This window comes from Streptomyces silvae (assembly GCF_016745505.1).
GTDB classification, from domain to species: Bacteria; Actinomycetota; Actinomycetes; order Streptomycetales; family Streptomycetaceae; genus Streptomyces; species Streptomyces silvae.
Map to the genome: position 1 here is coordinate 24,025 of NZ_JAERUC010000182.1, position 15,693 is coordinate 39,717.

Consider the following 15,693-nt stretch of genomic DNA (forward strand, 5'->3'; position numbering starts at 1 on the left):
GCCCGTCGGGGGCGGGGTGGCAGGATGACGCCATGCCGACGCTGCTCCACCTGGATTCCTCGGCCGACCGCGTGACGTCACGGTCGCGGGCCCTCACCGCGGCCTTCGCGTCCGCCTTCTCCGAAGCCGGGCCGGACAACGTGGTGGTCCACCGCGATCTGCACGCCGCACCCCTGCCCCACCTGCCCGATGCGAGCCTGCACTGGGCCCCAGGGCTGCGCCCGCCGGGGGCGATTCCCGACCCGGCGGCCGAGGAACTCCAGCAGCGACTCGTCGCGGAACTCCTGGGTGCGGACGTGCTCCTCGTCGGCGTACCGCTGTACAACTACTCGCTGCCCTCCAGCCTCAAAGCCTGGCTCGACCACATCCACGTACCGGGGCTGACGGCACCGTCGGCGCTGTCGGGCGCCCCGCTGGCCGGACGGCCGGCGGTGCTGGTCACCAGCCGGGGCGGCGACTACGACAAGGGCACCGTGAACGAGGGGCGTGACCACGCGACTCCCGTCCTGGAGCTGATCCTGGGAGAGGAGATGGGGATGGCCGTCACCGTGGTCGCCACCGGCCTCACCCTGGCGTCCGGTGCCCCCTCGCTCGCGGGACAGGTCGCCCGTGGCGAACGGGAGTACGCGGACGCGCTACGGCTGGTGCGTGAACTCGGCAGGCGGGCGGGGTCGGGGCCGACGGCGCCGGTGCCCGCCCCGGAACTCTGACCGGCCGCACGGGGTACGCCGCGTACGACGCCGGGCCGGGGCCGAGCCGTGACCCCTACCGGCCGCCGCCCACCTTCTCCCGGATCCACGCGAGGCCGAAGTCCACGACCTCGGCCGCTTCGAACAGGTGGCTGTCGGCGGCGCCGACCGTGCCCCGGCGCCCGATCCCGGCGGCCAGCATGTCCCGGACGATCGTCTCGAACGGGTCCTGGCCGCTCGGCGTGACCGCGGAGTAGTCGAAGGCCCCGCCCGAGGAGTCGATGTCACGGAAGCGGCGCCAGACCCGGCGCCCGCCCTCCAGCAGCGGCTGCTCGTACTCCACGAACCGCTTCCCGGGCGCGTCCGCGAGCGCCTCCGCATGGTGCAGGAGCGTGAGCGTCTCCAGGGGCGCGCCCAGCATCAGCACCCGGCCGCCCACCTCCACCAGCCGGGCCAGCGGGCTGCCGGGGCCGTGCGGGTCGTCCCACGGGTGGTCGGCCATCAGCTCGGCGGCTCCCGCCCCGAGCGCGGCGAGGCTCACGTCGGGATGCCGGCTGCGGACGGCACCCGGCCACCGGCGCAACACCTCGGGGAGCCGGCCGTGATCGTGGTCGGCCTCGCTCGACTCCGGTTCGTACACGGGGTGTTCGGCGCGCACGGCGTCCTGCCAGAGCTGCGGCCAGCCGGTGAACCCGTACGGCAGGGCGTCGTGCCAGCCGCAGCTCACCACCAGCGTCCCCCGCTCCCCCACGACGTCGCGCAGGGCGCCGATGACGGCCGGGGGGCCGCCGGCCACGTAACCGATGGCGGACATCCGCGTGTGGAACATGACGGTGTCGCCCTCGGCGAGCCCGAGCGCGGCCAGGTCGCGCCCGATCCGGCGGCGGGTGACGGGGCCGTCGGCGCGCGCGAGCAGGGCGGCGGTCGGGTCCGGGGGTGATTCGTCCATGCCGGCGACGGTATCGGCCCCGGGGCGGTGGCGACCGGCGAAAGGGAAGGGAGTTCGGACCGTACGGGCATCGGGCGGCGGGCGGAAGTGCCGAAATCCCTGCGGGAACCGCATGGCGTATTTCAGCCGTCCTCACGGCCGAACTACCGCGCGGGGCACGGTCCGTGCCGTGCGGGACACCCCACGTATCCAAGGAGCAGGATGACCGCCCACGGCAGTACGCGACCCCGGAACAGCCGCCCGAGGAGCTCCGGCTCCCTGTCGACGCGCAGCGCGCGCACGGTTCTCCGGGACTGCGCGAAGGGCGTCCTGGTGCTCACGCTCGTGGTCGGGGGCGCCGCGGCCTGCGGTCCGTCGGACGGGAGCGGGTCGTCGAAGGGGCGCAGCGGTTCGTCGAAGGGCGGCAGTCACGCGGCCAAGGACTGGAAGGTCGGCGACTGCGCCGGGCCCGACACGAGCGAGTCGAAGGACGGCTTCCAGCCCCTCGACTGCGACGACCCGAAGGCGACGATCAAGGCGCTGGAGGTCAAGGACGGCGAGATCTTCGCCGGTGCCGTCGAGTGTCCGGCCGGCACCGACGAGATCATCTCGGTGAAGGTGTCCTTCGGCGGGAGCTCCGGCGGCGGCCTGCCCAGCAAGACGATCTGCGGCCGTAACCTCTCCGACGACCACCCCGGGGACGCGGGTGCGGGCGGCGGTCAGCTCGTGGTGGGCGACTGCGTGAGCGACGAGGCGAAGGAAGTGGCCTGCGCGACCGGCGGGAACAAGGTCCTCGCCCTGACCAAGACCGCCGAGGAGTGCCCGGCGGCCGCGGACAACCCCATCGAGCTCTTCCCGAGCCCGGGCCGGCCGTACGACGCGATCTGCACGAGCAAGGCCTGACCTGACGCGAGGCGGGACGGCCGGGCCCCCGTGCGTACGTGCGTGCGTACGTGCGCGGGGCCCGGCCCGGTCGGGCGGGCGGGTGCCGAGCGAGGGCGCCCAAGTGTGTGCGATGTCTTGACGTGCCCCTGCCGAGATGCCTTCATGGGAGCGCTCCCATAAGCCATCCGATGTTTGCGTCACCCGGCACCCACTTTCTGGAGTCGCAGTGAGATCAGCAACGAACACGGCACGGAAGAGCCCCGCGACCGCCCTCGCGAGAAGCGCCGCCCTGCTGAAGGGCCTGGCCGCCCTTCTCGGCGTCGTCCTGCTGGGCACGCTCGGCCCCGCGGCCGCGCAGGCGGCGCCCGCGCGGGCCGAGGCCACCGGACTGCACATCAGCGACGGCCGCCTGCTGGAGGGCAACGGCAACGACTTCGTGATGCGCGGCGTCAACCACGCGCACACCTGGTACCCGGGCGAGACGCAGTCGCTGGCCGACATCAAGGCCTTCGGCGCGAACACCGTCCGCGTCGTCCTCTCCGACGGCCACCGCTGGACGAAGAACGGCCCCGACGAGGTCGCGGGCATCGTCGAGGACTGCAAGGCGAACCGGCTGATCTGCGTCCTGGAGGTGCACGACACCACCGGTTACGGCGAGGACACGGCGGCGGGCACCCTCGACCACGCGGCCGACTACTGGATCGGGCTCAAGGACGTCCTCGCGGGCCAGGAGGACTACGTCATCATCAACATCGGCAACGAGCCCTGGGGCAACACCGACCCCGAGGGCTGGACCGCCCCCACGACGGCCGCCGTACAGAAGCTGCGCGGCGCCGGATTCGCCCACACGATCATGGTGGACGCGCCCAACTGGGGCCAGGACTGGCAGGGCGTCATGCGCGCCAACGCCCAGGCCGTGTACGACGCCGACACCACGGGCAACCTGATCTTCTCGATCCACATGTACAGCGTCTACAGCACGGCCCAGGCGGTCACCGACTATCTGAACGCCTTCGTCGACGCCGGACTTCCGCTGCTCATCGGTGAGTTCGGCGGTCCCGCCGACCAGTACGGGGACCCGGACGAGGACACCATGATGGCCGCCGCCGAGCAGCTCGGCCTCGGCTACCTGGCATGGTCCTGGAGCGGCAACACCGACCCGATCCTCGACCTGGCCATCGACTTCGACCCGAGCCGGCTGAGCTCCTGGGGCGAGCGCATCTTCCACGGAGCGAACGGCATCGCCCAGACCTCCCGGGAGGCCACCGTCTTCGACGGCAGCACCGGCCCGGAGGACACGGAGGCCCCGACGGCTCCCGGCACCCCGACCGCCTCCGCGGTGACGGCCACCTCCGCCACACTGACCTGGCCCGCGGCGACCGACAACGTTGCCATCAGCGGGTACGACGTCGTCCGGGTCAGCGGCGGCACCGAGACCACGGCCGCCTCCACCACGACGAACAGCGTCACCGTGACCGGGCTCGGCGCGGGCACGGCCTACGCGTTCGCCGTCTATGCCCGCGACGCGGCCGGCAACCGCTCGGCCCGCTCCGCCACGGTGAGCGTCACCACCGACGACAACGGCCCGACACCGGGGGTCGGCTGCTCCGTGGCGTACCGGGTGACCGGCGCCTGGCCCGGCGGCTTCCAGGGCGAGATCACCATCCGTAACACGGGCACCGGCGCCATCAACGGCTGGAACCTCGGCTTCACCTTCGCCGACGGCCAGACCGTCTCCAACATGTGGGGCGGCACCCCCACCCAGAGCGGCGCCACCGTCAGCGTCGCCCCCGCCGGATACACCGCCGCGATCGCCGCCAACGGCTCGGTCACGGTCGGCTTCACCGGCACCAGCGGAGCCACCAACACGGCCCCGTCGGCCTTCACGCTCAGCGGCAGCACCTGCACGACGGCCTGACCCGCGCGCACGTTGGACCGGCCGGCGGGGGCCTCGTTCCCCGGCGGCCGGTCCCGGTGTCCGTCGCGCGCGGATCATCTTTCCCAATCACGCCTAAGCGCGCGGCCATTGGGAGAGGATTACTCCGTGTCAGACTTCATGGAGTTCGAGTTCGACGACGGTTCATCGCTGGCCCTCCAGGTGTTCCCGGCGGCCACCCCGGCCGAGGGATCGGCGCCAGGCTTCGGCACGTCCGTGCCGGTGGCCCGCGGGTCGCGGCTGGGTGCGGTGGCTGGAACCGCGTTGCGAGGCGTGCTGGCTCCCCTGGTCCCGCTCCTGCAGCAGGTCCGTGACACCGCAGCCGCCGTCCCCGATCCGCCCGACGAAATCTCGGTCAGTTTCGGAGTGCGCGTCGGGCACGACCTCAAGCTGGGGGTCGTGGGCGTGGCGGGCGAGGCGACGCTGACCGTCACCGCCAACTGGCACCTGGGACAGCAAGCCACCACGGACGGCTGAGATGCTCGGACGGGGGCATCGTGGCACGTCCGGCAAGGACGCCTCTCGGCTGTCCCTGGTGTCGGTCCTGAGCCCCGGCACCGCACGCGTCGTGGGCAGCGGCGTCTACGTGGGCGGGCGGCGGCTGCTGACATGCGCGCACGTGGTCAACGAGGCGCTGGGCCGGGCCATGTTCACCCGCCCCGCCCCGGAGAACGCTTCCCTGCAGGTCGGCTTCCCGTGCCTGCCCGAGGGACCCGCCCTCCCGGCACGGCTCGTCGCGTGGAAGCCCGCACACCGCGCGGGGGCGCCCGACATCCCTGTACAGCTCGGCGAGCCCCTCTGGGGCGGCGACCTGGCCGTACTGGAGCTGGCGGAGGAGCCCGGGGACCCCGTGGCACCGGCGCCCTGGCAGTACATGGACCGTGGCCAGGAGGTCCGTGCGTGGTACGGCGACGGCGCGTCGTTCACCTACGCCGACAGCAACGTCGGTGCGGTGCACCAGGACCACGGCTTCGTCGACGGTGCGCCGCGCGGTGCCGCGATCGGCCCCGGCTACAGCGGAGGGCCGCTGTGGTGCGAGAAGGAGCAGGCGGCCGTCGGGCTCGTCCTCGGGGTGATGTCCCCGCCGGACGGCCCCTTCCGCGCCGAAAACGTCCAGCGCCGCGCCATCGTCGCCCCGTGGCAGAGCGTCGAACGGTTCCTGGCCGCGCAGGAGATGACGGCCGGCACGGCACCCGGCGACACCGGCCGGCTCCCGCCCAGGCAGGTAGCCCCGGTCCTACGGCACAAGCTCCACAAGGTCGTCCTGAGTCTCCTGCCGGACGAGGAGCAGCGGCTGCGCCACACCCACCGGGTGCTCTCGGCCCTCGGGCTGCCGGGCGACTCCGCGGCCGACGCCTCGGTGGCCGCGCTGGTGGACCTCGTGCTGACCCGGCCCCGCGCCGCGGCCGTCCTCACCGACGAACTGCCGGGCAGGCTGCGCGAGACCGCGCTGAAACTGCTGTCGCTGTGCCGTGGCGCGCTGGTGCCGGGGATCCTCACACCGCTGGAGCTGGCGTCCCTGCTGGATCTGCTGGACGGGGAGCCGGGCCGGCTGCTGGAGGAGGCGGCGCGTGACGCACTGGTCAACACCACGTTCTGGGACGAGCCGCTCGACGCGCTCCGGGGCGATCCGGACGACGCCGTACGCGGTCTCGTGCTCGCCCTGGAGAACTACTGGGGCGACAGTGCTTCCACCGACACCCCGCACCGGGTGCCCGCCCTGCTGACGGCAGTGGAGTACGTCGCCGCGCTCACCGCCCCCGGGCAGCGGCGCGAGCTGCGCGAGTGGGTCGCGGCGGTGGCGGAGCGGACCGGCGTGCACGAGTCGGTGCTGCTGTCCCGGCGTACTGACGCGGAGGACTGGGCCCGCGCCAGGCGGTCCCGTACGACACCAGCGGAGCCGCGGCTGACCGTGCAGCTCGCCCGGGACCAGTCGGGCGGGCACCGCTGCACCGTTTGGTACGACCCCGGCACCGGGCAGGACGGCGCCCTGCGGCTGGTGCGGTCGGACGACGATCCGCGCGTGCCCCAAGAGGTGGCCCGGCTGGTCCAGGACATTCTCCTGCGCGAGGTCCCTGCCGCGGTGCGGGTGCGCAGCTCCCCGCTGATCGAGTTCCTGGTCGAGCCGGAGGACCTGGACCTGCCGGTGGACCACTGGGACGACGGTGACGCGGACGGAGGTTTTCCGTCCGTCCTGGGTGTGGAGTACGCCGTGGTGGTGCGGTGCCCGGAGCTGCGTACGCAGTCGCTGAAGAGGCTCAGGGCCTGGGAGACCCGGTCGGTAGGCTTCCCCTCCGGTGGGTTCGCCCGGCTCATGCCCGAGCACAGCGAGCCGGAACACGTGTACAAGCTCCTGCACCAGGACCAGAAGACCGGCCGCCTGGCCGTCGGCTGTGCGCCGGAGCACCGGCCCAGGCTCCAGGTCGTGTGCCTGGCGCACGGCATCCCCGTCGTGCTGTGGGACCGCAACGACTCGCCGCGGCGGATCGATCAGCTCACCGCGCTCATGCTGAACGGCCACCCGCGGAGCCTGCCCGAGCGTGTCCGTGCTCATCGCGCCCGGACGCTGGGGGGCTCCGGCGAGGACACGGTGGCCCCCGTACTGGTGTGGGACGACGCCTCCCGCACTCCGCCCGAGCCCTACTGGAGCGACCCGTCCTGGGAGGACGCGACCTCATGACGGCAGCAGATCACCTCATGCCGCAGAACCCCGACGGCTGGCGGCTCTTCCGCGGGGAGGGACCGCCGCGCCAGGTGACAATGCCTCCCGCGCCGCCGTGGCGGCGGTTCGGAGGGCAGGACACGGCCGGGTCCGAGGCCGCCGCTCCAAGGGCGCCGCGCCCGTACCTGATCGGACCGACGCAGCGGGACATCGTGAACGCCGCCCTGCATCTGCGCAGGCCGCTGCTGGTCACCGGTCATCCGGGCACCGGCAAGTCGTCACTCGCCCATGCCGTGGCCCATGAGCTCTCGCTGGGCCCCGTACTGCGGTGGCCGGTCAACAGCCGGTCCACGCTCGCCGAGGCGCTGTACCAGTACGACGCGGTGGGCAGGCTCCGCGAGACGAACCTCCGGCAGCACGCTGACGACGACGCCCCGGGCATCGGCTACTTCATCCGGCTCGGCCCGCTCGGCACGGCCCTGGTGGCGGACGGGCGCCCCCGCGTGCTGCTCGTGGACGAGCTCGACAAGGGGGATGTCGACCTGCCCAACGACCTGCTGACGGTGTTCGAGGAGGGCGAGTTCGAGATCCCCGAGCTCTCCCGGCTGCCTCCCGGTGAGGACGACGTCGAGGTCCACAGCTCGAGGGGCGGAGACACCGTGACCGTCCACCGGGGAGTGGTGCGCTGCCAGGAGTTCCCTGTCGTGGTCATCACGAGCAACGGTGAGCGGGAGTTCCCGCCCGCCTTCCTGCGGCGGTGTCTACGGCTGGACCTGCCCGACCCCGACGAGGAACGGCTGCGCGCCATCGTGGCCGCCCATCTGGGTGCGGACGCCCTACCGCGGGTGGACGATCTGGTACGGGCGTTCCTGGCCAGGCGGGCCCCGGGCGAGCTGGCCACGGACCAGTTGCTGAACGCGGCGTTCCTGCGGCTCGGCGGGGTCGATCTGGACGCCGAGGGGCTCCTGGAAGCGGTGCTGCACCGGCTGGGGGGTGCTCTGTAGCCGTGCCCGACCGTCTTCTCTCCCTGTTGCGTGACGTCGGATTCGACGTCACCGCCGAGGAGTTGGTCGACTGCCTGTGGCTGGCGGAACGGATGCCGGCCGACGCGCCGCTGGCGGTGGCCACCGGTCTCCTGGGCGGGGGCGCCCGCCCGCCGGACGCGGCGCGGGAGCCCGGCGTCCCTCCCGTGACCGCGTGGCCGGAGGAGGAACAGAGCACCGGCCGGCCGGATGCCCCGAGGGACGAGCCGGCGCGGGCCGGGCTGCACGCCTCCGTGGCCCCGGCGGCGGAAGCGCCCCAGGCGGAGGTGGCCGACACGGGCGTCATCGAGGACTGTGGCCGGGATGACGGGCCCGGAGTCCCGGAGCCGGAGCCCGGGCCGGCGGAGCCCGAGCCCGTGGAGGACCGGAGCGCCGCGCTGCCCGTGCGCATCCCGCATCCGCACGCGCTCGCCCTCCCGTTACGCACGGCTCGGGCGCTGCGGCCACTGAAGCAGTACCGCCCGCACCCGTCGGCCGAGGAGCTGGACGAGGCGGAGACCGCGGCGCGGATCGCGCACTCCGGGCTGCTCGACGTGGTGACCCGCCCCGCCCGTGACCGCTGGCTGGACCTCACAGTCGTCGTCGACGACGGTGTCTCGATGCTCCTGTGGCAGCAGCTGTGCTCGGAGCTCAACTCGCTGCTCGCGCACCTCGGAGCCTTCCGCCAGATCCGTACGTACGGACTGCGGCTGAGGCCCGGGCGGGCGCCGCGACTCAGTTCCCGCCCCTTCGTGCCGGACGCGCCGACGGTGTCCGCCGAGGTGCTCACCGACCCGTCGGGCCGGACCATGACGCTGGTGATTTCCGACGGGGCCGGGCCCGGGTGGCGTACCGGTTCCATGCGGGCCGTGCTGTCCCGCTGGGCGGCGCACGGCCCCACCGCGGTGATCCACACACTGCCGCCCCGCATGTGGCGGGGTTCCGGGCTGCCCACACGCCGCTGGTCGGTCCAGGCGCCGGGGCCCGGGGCCGCCAACTCGACGTGGCGGGTGCGGGATCCGGTGCTGCCGGAGGCCCTCTCCTCGCTCGGCACGGTCCCCGTCCCGGTCCTGACGCCGTCACCGCAGTCGTTCGCCGACTGGGCCCGGGTCATCGCGGCCGGCGGCTCCGGAGGCGTGCTCACCCTGTGGGACGCGGGCACGGCGGAACGGCAGCGCCCGTCGGGGGGCCGGGCCCGTGCGCGCGGGGAGCAGCCGCCCCGGCGCGTCCGGCCCGACGCGGAGGTGCAGCGGTTCCGCCGGGCCGTGTCGCCGGAGGCCTACCGCCTGGCCGCCCATCTCGCGGCCGTCTCACCGCTGACGATCCCGGTGATGCGCCTCGTCGTCCACTCTCTTCCGCGCCCGGTCACCACGGCCCATCTGGCCGAGGTCTTCCTGAGCGGGATGCTGCGCCCGGCGGAGGCCGAGCACGGGCCCCCGGCCGCCGATGTCCTTCCCCAGCAGCGTGTCTTCGCGTTCACCACCCACTCCCGGGACATCCTTCTGGATGCAGTCCCCACCGCCGAGGTCCTCGCCTCCACCCGCCGGGTGTCCGAGCACATCGCGGAACTGGTGGGCCGTTCACCGGACTTTCCCGCCTGGCTGGACCGGCCCGACGGGACGAGCCGGCTGCCCGACGACAGCAGCGCCTTCGCCTGGCTGAGCCCGGCGCTGCAGGACCGGCTCGGACTGACCGGCCTGTCGGCGCAGGAGTGGACCGAACAGCCCACGCTGCCCCGGGAGATCAGGCTCAGCCCGCCGGGGAGCATCTACCCGCAGTTCCCCCTCGTGGGCTACTCGGCGGCAAACACCACCTGGTCCGCCGTGGAAGGCGGGTCCCTCGGCGGATACCGGCTCACCGGGCAGGCCAACCAGCCCGGCGGGCCGTCGCTGTTCTCCGGGTCCAAGGGCGGGGACCAAGCGGTGATCCGGGCCGCCTCGACGCACCCCCGCAGCGTGGCCGAAGTCCGCCGTGAGGCCCTCGCCCTCGCCCGGTTCGACCACCCCTGCCTCCCGTCGCTCCTCGACGCCGACTTCGGCGCCGGTACCCCCTGGGCCGCCACCACCGGCGCCCTCAACCGGCTGGGGCAGGGAGCCCCGGCGCTGCGGGGAGTCGCACAGGCGCTGCGGGTGTACGAGAGCTTCGGCACTGACCTGATCCTGGTCCTCGGCCAGCGGCTCGCCTCGGCCCTCGACCACAGCCACCACGCGGGGGTCGTGCACGGCCATCTGTCGGCGGACCGCGTCCTGCTCACGCTCGACGGGCCGCTGCTCGTCGGCTGGCACCGCTCCGAGATCGCCGCCCCGGGTGGCGCCCCCGCGACCGGCCGCCCGGCCGGGGACGTACGCGCGCTCGCCGCCCTGCTCGGCTTTCTCGGAGCCCGTACGGACTGGCACCCGTCCGGCACACGGCGGTTCGCGCCCCTGCTGACCGACGGCGACGACGCGCCCGAGGTGGGTCACGAGCTCGCCGAGGAGATCTCCGACCCGTCCCTGGCCGCCCTCCTCCGCCCGTTCCTGACGCTCCCCACGCACCACCGGGCGATGACGGCGGAGGACATGCTGGCCGCTTTCCGCGACCGTGTCCCCCGGGACGCGTTCCTCCAGCCGTTCTCCTGGTGGCTCCCCGCGAGTTCGAGGGCCGTCATCGACGACGCCCGGGTCGACCTGTCCTCCAGAGCGGCGCCGGATCCGCATATCCTGCTCCCGGCACAGCTGCCGCCCGGCGCCGAGATCCCGGTCCCGGGCGGGGAGGCCACCGCGGGCGACCGGCAGCACGAGACGCATGAGCCGGGCCGCCGTGGCCGGCAGCTCACGAAGTGGTTCCGCCTGCCGGGCCGCCCCGAGCAGGTCTCGCGCCGTGTCCTGCGCCGCCGGACCAAGCCGGGCGAGGAGACCGTCATCCGGCCGCTCGACGACAGGCCGGATCGCTCGGGCCGTCTCGCCGTTGTGTGCGGCGCGGGCACAGGCTCCGGACGGTCGACCGTGGCCGTGCAGCTCGCCTCCGCTCTCGCCGCTGAGACCCCCGCGTCCCGGCGGCCCCCTGTGCTGATGCTGCCGTTCGACCCCGCGGCACACGTGATCGGGTACCGCATGGTGGCCGACGAGGGCGCCGCGTACCGGCGCGGCCTCCCCGGCTACCGGGTGTCCGCGACGCTCTCCCCCGCCGATCTCCGGCTCTCGCCCACCGGGGTCTGGGTGACGCTCAAGGACTCCAACCGCGCGGACTTCGTCCACCAGCACGCTCCGGCCGGACAGCCCCCGCCCCCGGTGCGTGAACACCGGGACGTCCTCGCCCGCATGCGCAGGATGGGCACTCTCGTGGTCGACTTCACCGGCGGCTTCGCACCGCCCGGGCCGTCGCTGCGCGGCACCTTCGGCGAGGTCGACCGTCTCGTGGTCACCTGCTCCGACGACCCGGAGCAGGTGTCCGGGACCGCAGGCCAGCTGGACTGGCTGGCCAGGCACCGCCACGCCTCGCTCGTGTCCGACGCTCTCCTGGTCCTGTCCGACCTCACGGGGACCGCCGCCGGCCTGGCCGGACTCGACGAAGCGGAGCGGCAGTTGGGGCCCCTCGTTCGGAACGTGGTGCGCGTCCCGCACGACGCGGCCCTGCGGGACGACGGCCTGGTCGACCACTCCGCGCTCGGGCCCCTCACGAAGGAGGCATTCAGAAGGGCCGCCCGGGACCTCTTCAGCTGAATCCGTGCCCTCCACCGCGCGGTCCGCAGTAGCTCCTATCCGCACCGAAAGTTTTCGAACGTTTCGGAGCGTTGACCGAAATTTGTCGGAGCGGCTAGCCTGCCGCTCGAATCCCCGGACACCGGTCAAGTCGCTCTCGCTGTCCGTGGGTTCGCCCTGCTTCCCCCCACCCAGCCAGAGGGAGCACCACCGTGATCCGAAGATCACCGATGCTCGGCCTGTTCGCCGCCGCCGCGCTCACCGCCGCCGTCGTCACCCCCGCACTCGGCGCCGGGGACGGCCGTGGTCCGGGCAGCTCACCGGCGCCCGGGGAGCGCAACGCCCGCTGGGTGGGCACCTGGACGTCCATGCCGCAGCTGACGGAGCCGGCCAACATGCCACCGGCGCCCTTCACCGAGGACGGCGCGGTCCTGACGGACGCCACCCTCCGTCAGACGGTCCGTGTGTCGGCGGGCGGTGAGCACATCCGGCTCCGCTTCTCGAATGCTTTCGGTGGCGCCGTACTGCCGATCACCAAGGTGTCCGTGGCCCTGCCGCTCGACGGCAGGGCCGGGGCCAGCGCGGTGAAGGCGGGGACTTCGCGGCCCGTGACCTTCCAGGGCCGCTCCTCGGTGTCGGTCCCGGTGGGCGCCCAGGCGGTCTCCGACCCGCTGGACTTCCCGCTCGCGCCGGGCTCCGACCTCACGGCGACGGTGTACCTGGCGACCGGCCAGGCCTCCACCTCCATCACCTCGCACCCCGGCTCCCGTACGACGTCCTACCTGCGGTCCGGGGACCATGTGACCGACACGGACCTGCCCGGGGCGACACCCACCGACCACTGGTACTTCCTCAGCGGCGTCGAGGTCTGGTCCAGGAGCACCACCTCGGCGGCCGTCGTGCTCGGCGACTCGCTCACCGACGGCCGGGGCTCCACCACCAACGCGAACGACCGCTGGCCCGATCTGCTGCAGAAGCGGCTGCGGGCCGGGGCCGCCACGTCGAAGGCCGCCGTCGTCAACCAGGCGGCCGGCGGGAACCGGCTCCTGAACGACGGCCTGGGCCCCAACGGCCTGGCCCGGCTCGACCGTGACGTCCTGGCGCAGAGCGGCGTGGACTGGCTGCTCGTCTTCGAGGGCATCAACGACATCGGCACGGCCGAGGCCACCCCGGCCGCCCAGAAGCAGGTCGCGGCCGACGTCATCGCCGCGTACGAGCAGATCATCACCCGGGCCCACACCCAGGGCATCCGCGTGTACGGGGCCACCCTCACCCCGATGGGCGGCAACACGGACTACGACGATCCGGACGGACACCGCGAGCAGGCCCGGCAGACCGTCAACACCTGGATCCGTACGAGCGGGCGCTTCGACAGCGTGATCGACTTCGACCGGACCGTCCGCGACCCGCAGGCGCCCCGGCAGCTCCGGGCCGCGCTCGACACCGGCGACCACCTCCACCTCAACCCCTCCGGCTACCGGGCGATGGCCGACGCCGTCCCCACCCGGCTGTTCCGCCAGGCCCCGCTGCCCCGGGGCTTCGGCTACCGGTGACGGCGGTGACTGTGAGCCTCAACTGACGTCCGTCCAGGGCCCGCCGGGATGACACGGTCACCCGGCGGGCCCGTATCGGGCACGGGTCGGTACGGTCACGGATCGGCCTCTCGCCCGGCCACGCCCCCCGCCTCCGTACAGGCTGTGCCGCATGGACAGGACACCGGACGGGGGCCGTGCGGTCATGGGAGCGGTCGGCACCTGCCTCTTCAGGAGCTGCATCGGGGTTCTCGGCGTGTGCCTGGTGCTCGTCACGGCCTTCTGGATCTGGGCGGCCACGGCGCCCGGCCGTAACGAGGACAAGGCCCGCGCCGACATGCGTGCGGCTGCCGACGTGCACAAGGAGCGGCTCGCCCGGGCGGCGGCGGACGGCCGGCTGACGGACGCCGAGCTCGCCGCGGAATTCCCCCGGGGCGGCCCGTCGAGGGGGCTGCTCGCCGTCGAGCGGAAGGCGGATTCCGTCCGTCTCACGGTCGGCGTCACGGGCACGGGCCCGGGTTTCCTGCTCGCCTCCGCGACATACGTGGACGGGTGTTACGTCTTCGACGTCACTCCGGAGCGCGGCGGCGGGGCTCGCGTCACCGCCCGGGAATCGTCCGCCCGAACGTGCGTGGGCCTCACCCGGGTGGCCCTCCCCACGCCGACCGCCACACCGTCCGCGGAGCGGTGAACCCGGGTCGCACGCCCCTCAACCGTGCCCGTCGATCCCGTCGCGTCCGTCGCGCCCGTCGAGCCTGCTGACGACCCGTCGCAGCTCCCGGGCCGCGCGCGGCGACAGAGCCCGCATCACGGTGCCGAGAAGCTCCCGCGCCTCCAGCGGATCGCCGCAGCAGTCCCAGTGGGTGCCGCCCAGTTCGTCCTCGCGCCACAGCACGCGCAGCGGCTGCCGCATGTGCGCCTTCCAGGTCCGCACGGCGGCGCTGACCTCGCCGGGCGAGAGGTAGTTACGGCTCAGCTCCAGGCGGGCGATCTCGGCGAGTGTGCGCGCGGACAGGCCGTCGACGACGGTGTTCGCGCCGGACGGCCGGCGAAGAAGCGCGCGGCGTCGGTGCCCTGGCCGGTTACGCGGCATGGACCTTTCGGTTCGTCGTCATGCCGCCCATGCTGCCAGGCGCGCGCACAGGGTGTCCCGTCATTTCCGGTGCCCCGGCTCAGGCCCGGAGAGCTCCGATTACTTTCCGGGCGCCCGGCCAGGAGGACCGGGCCGTGTCCGCGGGCCCGGAGGCGTAACTGCTGAGAGCCTGCTGCCATGGCCTCTCTGCCCCGGTACGCCCCCATGCTCGCCACCCCCGGCCGCCTGCCGCCGCCCGCGACCGACGAGCAGTGGGCGTACGAGGTGAAGCAGGACGGGCAGCGCGCCCTCGCCTACCTGCCGGGGGACGGCTCACTCCAGCTACTCGCCAGGTCCGGGGCCGACATCACCCCGGCGTATCCGGACCTGGCGGGGCTCGGCACCGCGCTCGACGGCGTACCGGCGGTGCTGGACGGCGAGATCGTCGCGCTGGACGAGCAGGGGCGCAGCGACTTCGAGCGGCTCCAGTCACGGATGGGGCTCTCCGGGTCTCCCGGGAAGGCGGCCCGCATGGCGCAGCGGACACCGGCGCACCTGGTGCTCTTCGACGCGTTGTTCCTGCGCAGCCGGAGCCTCGTGACGCTGCCCTACGCCGAGCGCCGCGCCGCCCTGGAGGAGCTCGGGCTGAACGGGCCACGCTGGTCGACGCCCGCGGTGGTCGTGGGCCACGGCGAGGAGGCCCTGGCCATGACGCGGGAGGCCGGTCTGGAGGGCCTGATCGCGAAGAGGCTGAACTCGGTGTACGAGCCCGGGGTCCGCGCCCGTACGTGGATCAAGATCCGCCACACCCGCACGGTGGACGTGATCGTCGGCGGCTGGGTGCCCGGACGCGGGCGGCTGGGCGGCCTCCCCGGGGCGCTGCTGGTCGGCGAGCGGCACCCGGGAGGCGGCCTGCGGTACGCGGGCAGCGTCGGTACGGGCTGGAGCGACGCCGAGCGGACCCGGCTGGCCGAGCTGCTCGGCGTCGCCGCGGTCGACACCTGCCCCTTCGACGAGACGCCCCCGGTCGCGGGCGCCCACTGGGTGCTGCCGCGGCTGGTCGGCGAGGTGCGGTACTCGACGCGCACCAAGGCGGGACGGCTGCGTCACCCCTCCTGGCACCGGCTGCGTCCGGACCTGGCGCCGGACGACCTGGGGTAGCGGTGCTCAGGACGCGGGCCGGCTCAGGCAGGCGGCCCAGTCCGGCTCAGGCAGACGGTCCGGCTCACGACGCGCGGCCCAGGACGCCCGGCTCCCGGCTCCCGGCTCCCGGCTCCCGGCTCCCGG

12 protein-coding genes are annotated in these 15,693 nt (G+C 73.7%); 10 read left to right on the forward strand and 2 right to left on the reverse strand.

Features of this window, described 5'->3' with window-relative positions:
- The first annotated feature begins 32 nt into the window (after positions 1-32).
- A complete protein-coding gene (locus tag JKV81_RS28875) occupies positions 33-710 on the forward strand; it encodes an FMN-dependent NADH-azoreductase (protein ID WP_124276265.1) in 678 nt (225 codons plus the stop codon).
- Positions 711-765: 55 nt separating this feature from the next.
- Here the strand turns inward: JKV81_RS28875 and aac(3) are convergent, their stop codons facing one another.
- Positions 766-1,638 (reverse strand): aminoglycoside 3-N-acetyltransferase, encoded by an 873-nt coding sequence (gene aac(3), locus JKV81_RS28880; protein WP_129263439.1) that lies wholly within the window; start codon positions 1,636-1,638, stop codon positions 766-768.
- Positions 1,639-1,839: 201 nt separating this feature from the next.
- Here aac(3) and JKV81_RS28885 point away from each other — a divergent pair, with 201 nt between their 5' ends.
- The 8 genes from JKV81_RS28885 (at position 1,840) to JKV81_RS28920 (ending at position 14,025) form a co-directional block, all read left to right on the forward strand.
- A complete protein-coding gene (locus tag JKV81_RS28885; protein WP_129263442.1) occupies positions 1,840-2,520 on the forward strand; it encodes a hypothetical protein in 681 nt (226 codons plus the stop codon).
- A 208-nt stretch (positions 2,521-2,728) separates the two neighbouring features.
- Complete coding sequence (locus JKV81_RS28890) at positions 2,729-4,420, forward strand: cellulase family glycosylhydrolase (RefSeq protein ID WP_307820618.1); 1,692 nt, start codon at positions 2,729-2,731, stop codon at positions 4,418-4,420.
- A gap of 126 nt (positions 4,421-4,546) precedes the next feature.
- Positions 4,547-4,915, forward strand: coding sequence for a CU044_2847 family protein (locus JKV81_RS28895; RefSeq protein ID WP_241748454.1), 369 nt, complete (start codon positions 4,547-4,549; stop codon positions 4,913-4,915).
- A 58-nt stretch (positions 4,916-4,973) separates the two neighbouring features.
- Positions 4,974-7,118 carry a VMAP-C domain-containing protein gene (locus JKV81_RS28900; RefSeq protein ID WP_164992683.1) on the forward strand — a complete coding sequence of 715 codons (2,145 nt, stop codon included), beginning with the start codon at positions 4,974-4,976 and terminating at the stop codon, positions 7,116-7,118.
- Entirely contained in the window at positions 7,115-8,104 is a 990-nt protein-coding gene (locus tag JKV81_RS28905) for an AAA family ATPase (RefSeq protein ID WP_236058044.1), read from the forward strand. Before JKV81_RS28900 ends, JKV81_RS28905 begins: the two co-directional genes overlap by 4 nt.
- Positions 8,105-8,106: 2 nt before the next feature.
- Complete coding sequence (locus JKV81_RS28910) at positions 8,107-11,823, forward strand: SAV_2336 N-terminal domain-related protein (protein WP_202078552.1); 3,717 nt, start codon at positions 8,107-8,109, stop codon at positions 11,821-11,823.
- A 209-nt stretch (positions 11,824-12,032) separates the two neighbouring features.
- Positions 12,033-13,355: an SGNH/GDSL hydrolase family protein gene (locus JKV81_RS28915; protein ID WP_202078561.1), complete on the forward strand. Its 1,323-nt coding sequence runs from the start codon at positions 12,033-12,035 to the stop codon at positions 13,353-13,355.
- 151 nt (positions 13,356-13,506) lie between these two features.
- Positions 13,507-14,025 (forward strand): hypothetical protein, encoded by a 519-nt coding sequence (locus JKV81_RS28920; RefSeq protein WP_202078554.1) that lies wholly within the window; start codon positions 13,507-13,509, stop codon positions 14,023-14,025.
- An 18-nt stretch (positions 14,026-14,043) separates the two neighbouring features.
- Here JKV81_RS28920 and JKV81_RS28925 read toward each other — a convergent pair whose 3' ends face one another.
- Positions 14,044-14,427: a hypothetical protein gene (locus JKV81_RS28925; RefSeq protein ID WP_129263456.1), complete on the reverse strand. Its 384-nt coding sequence runs from the start codon at positions 14,425-14,427 to the stop codon at positions 14,044-14,046.
- Positions 14,428-14,604: 177 nt separating this feature from the next.
- Between JKV81_RS28925 and ligD the strand changes: the two genes are divergently transcribed.
- Complete coding sequence (gene ligD / locus JKV81_RS28930; protein ID WP_202078556.1) at positions 14,605-15,567, forward strand: non-homologous end-joining DNA ligase; 963 nt, start codon at positions 14,605-14,607, stop codon at positions 15,565-15,567.
- Positions 15,568-15,693 lie beyond the last annotated feature (126 nt).

Excerpts from the sequence above, each read along its gene's own strand:
- JKV81_RS28915 (WP_202078561.1), top strand. The coding sequence starts at position 12,033 with ATGCTCGGCCTGTTCGCCGCCGCCGCGCTCACCGCCGCCGTCGTCACC.
- JKV81_RS28905 (WP_236058044.1), top strand. The coding sequence starts at position 7,115 with ATGACGGCAGCAGATCACCTCATGCCGCAGAACCCCGACGGCTGGCGG.
- ligD (WP_202078556.1), top strand. The coding sequence starts at position 14,605 with ATGGCCTCTCTGCCCCGGTACGCCCCCATGCTCGCCACCCCCGGCCGC.
- JKV81_RS28925 (WP_129263456.1), bottom strand. The coding sequence starts at position 14,427 with ATGCCGCGTAACCGGCCAGGGCACCGACGCCGCGCGCTTCTTCGCCGG.
- JKV81_RS28885 (WP_129263442.1), top strand. The coding sequence starts at position 1,840 with ATGACCGCCCACGGCAGTACGCGACCCCGGAACAGCCGCCCGAGGAGC.
- JKV81_RS28920 (WP_202078554.1), top strand. The coding sequence starts at position 13,507 with ATGGACAGGACACCGGACGGGGGCCGTGCGGTCATGGGAGCGGTCGGC.
- JKV81_RS28875 (WP_124276265.1), top strand. The coding sequence starts at position 33 with ATGCCGACGCTGCTCCACCTGGATTCCTCGGCCGACCGCGTGACGTCA.